A 6,702-nucleotide genomic window follows, 5' to 3' on the forward strand; every position below is an offset into this window, starting at 1 on the left:
TACAACTCGACAGCGTCGCGGCGAAACTCCTCGGAGTAGTTCTTCCTCGCCATGAGTGGATCATCTCGCTTCCACCCCACCGAAGCAGGGATTGAGCGTGTCCACTACTCGGGGTCAGGTCCCGGGACGATGGGAGCGGCGGCGGTAGTCGCTGCTTCTGGTTTGCCGGTTGCTGTTGCGGCGTTGGTGGGTGCGTCGTTGGCGCCGTTGTCTGATGACGAGCTGCTGGAGGTGGTGCGTGTTGCTGAGCGGGCGCGTCGTCAGTTGGAGGCCTTTGACGCGGTGCTGATCGCCGAGCTGGAGGCCCGGAATGTCGCCGGTCGGTTGGTGATGCGTGGCTCCAAGCAGGTGCTGTCCGGGGTGCTGAACCTGTCACCGGCGGAGTCCTCGATCCGGGTTCGGCACGCCCACGAACTCGGGCACAGGCTCAGTCTGTCGGGTGAGGTGTTGCCGCCGGTGCTGCCCTTGACCGCGGTTGCTCGGGCGGAGGGTTCGATCACCGCCCGGCAGGTGGACGTCATCATCCGGGCCATGACGACTCTGCGCGCCGCGCCGCTACCGGTTGATGAGCAAGCGCAGGCGGAGGCGTTCCTCGTCGAGCAGGCCCTGTGTTTTGACGCGGGGACGCTGACCGGGATCGCCCGGCAACTGGTCGACACCCTCGATCCGGACGGGCGACTGGCTGACACCGAAAGCCAGCGGCGGCGGCGGTTTCTGAGTTGCCTGCCCCGCGGCGACGGGATATACCGGCTCACCGCCGACCTCGACACCGAAACCGCCGCCCTGGCGATGACCGTGCTGCACTCCCTCGCCGCACCGCAACCAGCTGAACCAGAACAGCCAGGGGCACACACCGAGCGGGATGAGCGCAGTGGCGGGCAGCGGATGCATGATGCGTTCCGGTCGGTCCTGAAACTCGCCCTGCGCGCCGGGGAACTGCCTGTGTCAGGTGGGGTGCCCGCGACCGTGCTGATCACCATGACCGCTGACCAATTCGAGACCCGCACCGGCCTCGCAGCCACCAGCTACGGCCAGAAACTGTCCGTCGACCACGCGCTGCGACTGGCCGATGAGGCCAGCATCGCCTGGATCGCCTGGATCGCCTGGATCGTGCACAACAGCACAGGCGGGATCCTCAACTACGGCACCACCCGCCGCACCGCCAGCGCCGGTCAAACCCTCGCGTTGATCGCCCGCGACCAAGGCTGCTCCTTCCCCGGCTGCACCGACCCACCCGAATGGACAGAGAAACACCACATCACCCCCTGGTCTCAGGGCGGACCCACCAACCTCAACAACCTCTGCCTGCTCTGCGACCACCACCACGACCGCATCAACACCGGCGGCTGGACCATCCACATGAAAGACGGCCAACCCTGGTTCACCCCACCACCCTGGATCGACCCCCACCAACAACCCCACGCAACACCCGACCCTAAACCACGCCCACCGCGCCTATCGGTGAGACGTCTGCAGCAAGCCACAGTCGTAAGCCCCGGACCGTCACGGTGGCCGTACCGCCCGGGGGCCGGCGCCAACCGCCGTCCTGGCTAACTGGCTTGGGCCTCGGTCACCCGATTGCGTCCGGAGCGTTTGGACTCGTACAGCGCCGTGTCGGCAGCGGCGTACAGGCTGGCTGAGGTGCCGGTCCTGCCCGATGTCGAAGGGGTGCCGCGAGATGGCGAACACCAATTCCTGGCCGCGCTCCCACGCCGCCGCGGCTGTGCAGGAGGGAAGCAGCAAACCCATCTTGTCCCCGCCCATCCGGCTCACCATGTCGTCGCCGCGGCAGTTCTGCTGCAGCACCTCCGCCAATTGCACCAATACGGCATCGACCACCGGGTGGCCGTAGTTGTCGTTGACGGACTTGAACCTGTCCAGGTCGAGCAAGATCAGCGCGGTTCCCAACCCGGCCGGACCCGCACTTAGCGCCGCCTGCGCCGCGCTATCAAGAACCCGGCGGGTCACCAGCCCGGTCAGCGGGTCGATCGCCGCCTGGTACCGCAGTTCGGCCACCAGCTCCGCCCGGCGCTGTGCGGCAGCCGCCAACAAGGTCGCCACCGTGCACATCATGGTGGCCAGGCACACCGTGTCGGTCGCCGCCTCGCGAAGGGGCAACTGACTGAACACCACGATCGTCGCGCCCGCCACGGAGGCGCCCGTGAGCAGCACCGCTCCGAACCTCGGCAACTGGGAGGCTCCGTACAACACCGGAACAAGAAGAAGATCTGCGGGTGATGTGTGACGTGACGGACCCAAAACATCGGAGGACTGGAAATGACCGAATTATTACTCGAAATGAAGCTCATGCCGATCCCGGCCGGGATCGACCCCGCGACGGCTCAGCAATTACGGGTGGGCCGTGCGTGGTGGGTCGCGGAGGCTGAGGTTTCCCGTATCCCGGTCAGTGCCGAGGCGGATGCGGCGGGGTTCGAAACCGACTTCGAGTACCAGACGTGGCAGGCGCTCTGCGCCCGGCGCGATCTAGAGCTGTTTGTCCGCAAGCGCGGAAACAGCCAACGCGAGCGATTCGACGGCTTGGGCGAGGTACTGCAAACCGAACCCGCCAGTCCCCGTCTGGGGGTTGACGCCGCCACCGTCGGTTAGCAGCATGCCGCGAGCCTGTCGGGCCTTGCTCGCGGCGGCCTGTGTGCGTGGGATTTCGCAGGGGTGTTCGGCATTTGGTCCTCCTATGGCGCTTCTGAACTGTTCGAAACCAGAAGCTTCTCAGGCCGGACGTACCTAGCGAGTCGGGCAGCACGACTGCCGGTGCCTTACGCCCACGCGAGCCCCGCTACCGATTCCTTACGTCTGTGTAAGACTGACACGCAGTGATACGAGGTGACACGCGATGACACACGATGACCGACCGCGCCAGGCAGACCGCGACCCCGCGTTAGACGACGACCAGGACACAGTTGAGAAGCCGCTCGGCCGCGACGAGCGGGTGTCGGTATGGCCTGCCAGCTTTGAAGAGGTCGTACGCGCGATGCACGCCACGCCAGCGCCGCGCCGTGGCCGGGATGCGCCGAAGGACGAACACCGCGACGATGACTAGGGCGGTGACTTGTCCGCCTTTGCCGCTTTCAGCGAAACTCTTCCGCGCGTCCGAGGGTAATGTCACACTCAGGCGAACCGGTAGGGAGAGAGTGTCGTACCAGGTGGATAACCTGTGTACAGAGTGGGGACGTAGCAGCTTGAAGTGTGGACGATTGAGGTGGGAGGCAATGAGATGTACAACGCCCTAACCATCGCCAAGTGGTTCGTCGCCTGGGCCGAGGCTGAGGACGCCGACATGTCCAACCTCAAGCTCCAGAAGCTGCTGTACTACGCGCAAGGCCACAGCCTGGCCTCAACCGGGCAGCCGCTCTTCTCTGACACCATTCAGGCTTGGGCACATGGTCCGGTCGTGCCCTCCGTCTACCACGAATTCAAGCACTGGGAATCTGGTGACGTACACCTGGACGACGATGACCCGTTCGACTTCTCCGACGTTGATGGTGAGGCGACTGACCTCCTGCTTCGGACGTGGAACACCTACGGTGGCTACGCCGCGTGGCGACTTCGGAACATGACGCACAACGAGTCGCCGTGGCGGGAGACTTTCGATGTCGGCCGGCGCAACGCCACCATCCCCACCGAGGCGATGCGGGAGCACTTCGCGTCACGCACGCAGCGCAGCTAGTTCAGCTTCGTTGGCGAAGAGCCGTGGGAATAAGCCTGCCTCGAACTCGGGGAAGTTCTCAGAGCCACAGGACCCTCCGAACTACAACCTAGTGTCGCCCACACAGGGCCACCCTGCTCCTTCCACCGCGTCATCATCACAGGCGAGAGGCTAGGAGCCACCTCTGACAGTTTCGAGCAAGGGCGCGGGCCCTGACGGGGCGATCTGGGCAGTAGACACGCTCACCCGGCTACCGACATCAGGCGAGCCGTGCGGCATAATACCCCGGTGACGACAGGGACTCTCGCCCAACCGACCGGTTCAATTCTGCTGCATTGCCCCATCCGGGGACCGCTGAAAGCGGAAGCGCTTGCCAAAGATGGCCTGACCCCTACCGAAGAAGCGCGCCGCATCGACTTTCTAGAGTTTCTGATAGATCACGGCTACCCGAAGGCCCACATGGCTGTGGAAACAGTAGTGGTTCGCGGGCTCGGAGAGAGCGGGCGAAACAAGGTCCGAGCCGATGTTGTTATTTATGGCCGTCCCGTGCTGGCGCTGTCGAGAATGCCACCCGCCGAGCGGCTTCAACACGCCGTGTTGGTGGCTGAAATCAAACGCGATTCGGCCAGTCAGCGCAAAGCGGTGAACTTCCAACTAGAGCCAGCAATGCTGGTGCTTCCGTCTATGGATGTCCTCGGGGCATACTGGGATGGTATAAACGAAATCCTGTTGGTCAAGCAATTAGTCAAACATGTGAGCGGTTCGACTCATGTAGTTATCCATCGCGATACCCTGGCTAACCTTCCCTTGTGGGGTCAGAAGTATAAGTCCCGGCCGCTAACAGTGGACCGACTTCTAGAGCCGGAAGATTTCGCTAACACGCTTCTCAACATCGCCAATGTCATGCGCTCGCATGGAGTAAATGACCAGCAGCAGCGGTACCGGGAAACCGTCAAGTTATTGCTGGCCCGGTATGTCGATGAGCGAGCCGCAGCGGCGGCCCGCCGACAGGGCCGCCTCGGCGACCTCGCGATTCAAGTCTATGAAGGCTCGGACCCTGGATTCTGGGAACGGGTCAAGGTCATTTACGAGGTGTCCGCGAGGCGGTACGGCAATGCGGCGTCGCTGTTTACTCCGGTTGCCACCAGTGAGCTAGCCGAGCCCACGTTGCGTGATGTTGTCCGCAGTGTGCAGCATGTCAATTTCAGCAGCGCCAGCAACGACGCAATGCAACAGGTCTTCATGTCGTTCGTTCCAGCGGTCTTCAAGAAGGATTTGGACCAATTCTTCACGCCATCATCCCTGATCGAAACGATGGTGGATATGGTGGAGATCGGCCCGGACGATACCGTGATCGACCCGGCGATGGGCACGGCGGACTTCCTTACCGCCTCCCTGGCGCGAATGCGTGCCGACGATGACCAGCAGGCTCACCAGCGCATCCGAGGATGCGACCGCGACCCGAGCGCGTACGACCTGGCCATCATTAACATGATTCTGAACCACGATGGGCAGAGCCAGCTGGAACTCAAGGACTCCATCCAGGACCACGCAACGTGGTCCGAAGAACTCGACGTCGCCTTGTGCAACCCGCCGTTCGGCTCTCGCACGGTGGAGCAGCGCGCCGACACTCTGCGCAATTACGACCTGGGCCATGTATGGGAGCAGGGCGAGAACGGCAGATGGGTAAAGACACAGACGCTTCTTCCGCAGCAACAACTCGGCATCCTCTTCATCGAGCGATGCTGGAAGGCACTTGTCGTTGGCGGCCGAATGGGCATTATCCTTCCGGAGGGGTATCTGTGTACCGCGACATACGGATACGTCCGCCAGTGGATACTAGAGCACTTCCAACTACTCTCCTTGGTGGAATTGCCGCGTAGAATCTTCCTGAAATCAGACGCCGACCTCCGGTCAAATATCATGGTTGCGAAGAAGATCACACACCGGCGAATCGACACAATCCCGAACTACGCGATTCACGCCGACATAGTCCGCCGCGTCGGCTACAAACTCGGCAAAGGATTCACGGTCATCCCGGAACGCGACCCGGAGTCCGGGTTGGAGTTACGGGACGCGGACAACAACCTAATCTTGGCGTCGGATTTCACCCGCGTGCGCGATGGCTTCAAAGCCGTCCGTAAGAGCGCTCGGAACAGGGTGCCTAATTCCTGGGCCGGCGCGACTCTGTCCGATATTCGCGATCACGAATCATTGGATATGAAGCCCCGCCGCTTGGTTCCTCGCGCTCTAGCTAACCGGCGAAACCTTCTCGGCTCAAAACACGTCACACTGCATGACATAGCTGAGGTACTAGAGGACACCGTCGATATTACTATTGAAGGCACCTACCAGGGCTTCTGTCGGCTTGTTGAGGGGCAGGACATTCGAGCCGTCGAAGGCATAGTGATCCCCCAGGCACCGGAGCGTACATGGCACGTCGCAGACCGCAAGAGTAAGGACGCCTTCCCACTACAGCAATGGGACATCGTCATCGGCCTAGTGCGGCCCGAACGCCGCAACATCGGCGTACTCCTTCATGAGGGGAGTGACATTGTCGCCGCCCCGGACGGAGTAGCTATCATCCGCCTGCGACCGGAAGCAATAAACAAATACCCAGTCGGATGGTTGCTATCAGCGTTACGAAGCGAAACCAGCCGACTGCAATTGTGGACCGAATCAGGCGGTACCAGCTACGGGAAGTTGAGCCGTGACCAGATCAGGAACCTCATCCTCGCCGAACCCACCCCTGCGCACATCGCAGCCTCAAATAGCGTTGTCCTCAACTGGGCGAAGCACCTGTCATCCGCGCTCATGCTGTGGGAGCAAGTGGGCTCACCGGAGGACCGGCGCGTCATCGTCAATTCAGCCGTGTACGGCCTCGACGAAGATTAACGCGGTCCGTTAGCCACTAGCCCGAAACTTTCACGCAGCGCCTGTTGGTCGTCGTTGTTGAGGCGGAAGCCTCTGTGGTTTCCGATTGTGCCGTGGGGGCATGACAATTTGGCCGAGTCGCTCGGTTCGCCGGTTCCACATGC

At 62.3% G+C, this 6,702-nt stretch carries 6 protein-coding genes; 5 read left to right on the top strand and 1 reads right to left on the bottom strand.

Features of this window, described 5'->3' with window-relative positions; genetic code table 11:
• The first annotated feature begins 198 nt into the window (after nt 1-198).
• Entirely contained in the window at nt 199-1,554 is a 1,356-nt protein-coding gene (locus RM423_RS23725; protein WP_311425514.1) for an HNH endonuclease signature motif containing protein, read from the top strand.
• Here the strand turns inward: RM423_RS23725 and RM423_RS23730 are convergent.
• Complete coding sequence (locus tag RM423_RS23730) at nt 1,504-2,211, bottom strand: GGDEF domain-containing protein (RefSeq protein ID WP_311425515.1); 708 nt, start codon at nt 2,209-2,211, stop codon at nt 1,504-1,506. The two genes, RM423_RS23725 and RM423_RS23730, sit on opposite strands and share 51 nt — an antisense overlap.
• An 87-nt stretch (nt 2,212-2,298) precedes the next feature.
• Between RM423_RS23730 and RM423_RS23735 the strand changes: the two genes are divergently transcribed.
• The 4 genes from RM423_RS23735 (at nt 2,299) to RM423_RS23750 (ending at nt 6,559) form a co-directional block, all read left to right on the top strand.
• On the top strand, nt 2,299-2,607 hold the full coding sequence (locus RM423_RS23735) for a hypothetical protein (protein ID WP_311425516.1): 309 nt from the start codon (nt 2,299-2,301) through the stop codon (nt 2,605-2,607).
• A gap of 244 nt (nt 2,608-2,851) precedes the next feature.
• On the top strand, nt 2,852-3,058 hold the full coding sequence (locus RM423_RS23740) for a hypothetical protein (protein WP_311425517.1): 207 nt from the start codon (nt 2,852-2,854) through the stop codon (nt 3,056-3,058).
• Between the two features lie 174 nt (nt 3,059-3,232).
• Complete coding sequence (locus RM423_RS23745; protein WP_311425518.1) at nt 3,233-3,685, top strand: Panacea domain-containing protein; 453 nt, start codon at nt 3,233-3,235, stop codon at nt 3,683-3,685.
• A gap of 267 nt (nt 3,686-3,952) precedes the next feature.
• Nucleotides 3,953-6,559 (top strand): restriction endonuclease subunit M, encoded by a 2,607-nt coding sequence (locus tag RM423_RS23750; protein WP_311425519.1) that lies wholly within the window; start codon nt 3,953-3,955, stop codon nt 6,557-6,559.
• Nucleotides 6,560-6,702: the final 143 nt, after the last annotated feature.

The organism is Jatrophihabitans lederbergiae (genome assembly GCF_031845305.1).
Classification (GTDB): Bacteria; Actinomycetota; Actinomycetes; order Mycobacteriales; family Jatrophihabitantaceae; genus Jatrophihabitans_A; species Jatrophihabitans_A lederbergiae.

What these genes read in the sequence shown, in the direction of transcription:
- RM423_RS23735 (WP_311425516.1), top strand. Translation starts at nt 2,299, where the DNA reads ATGAAGCTCATGCCGATCCCGGCCGGGATCGACCCCGCGACGGCTCAG.
- RM423_RS23740 (WP_311425517.1), top strand. Translation starts at nt 2,852, where the DNA reads ATGACACACGATGACCGACCGCGCCAGGCAGACCGCGACCCCGCGTTA.
- RM423_RS23745 (WP_311425518.1), top strand. Translation starts at nt 3,233, where the DNA reads ATGTACAACGCCCTAACCATCGCCAAGTGGTTCGTCGCCTGGGCCGAG.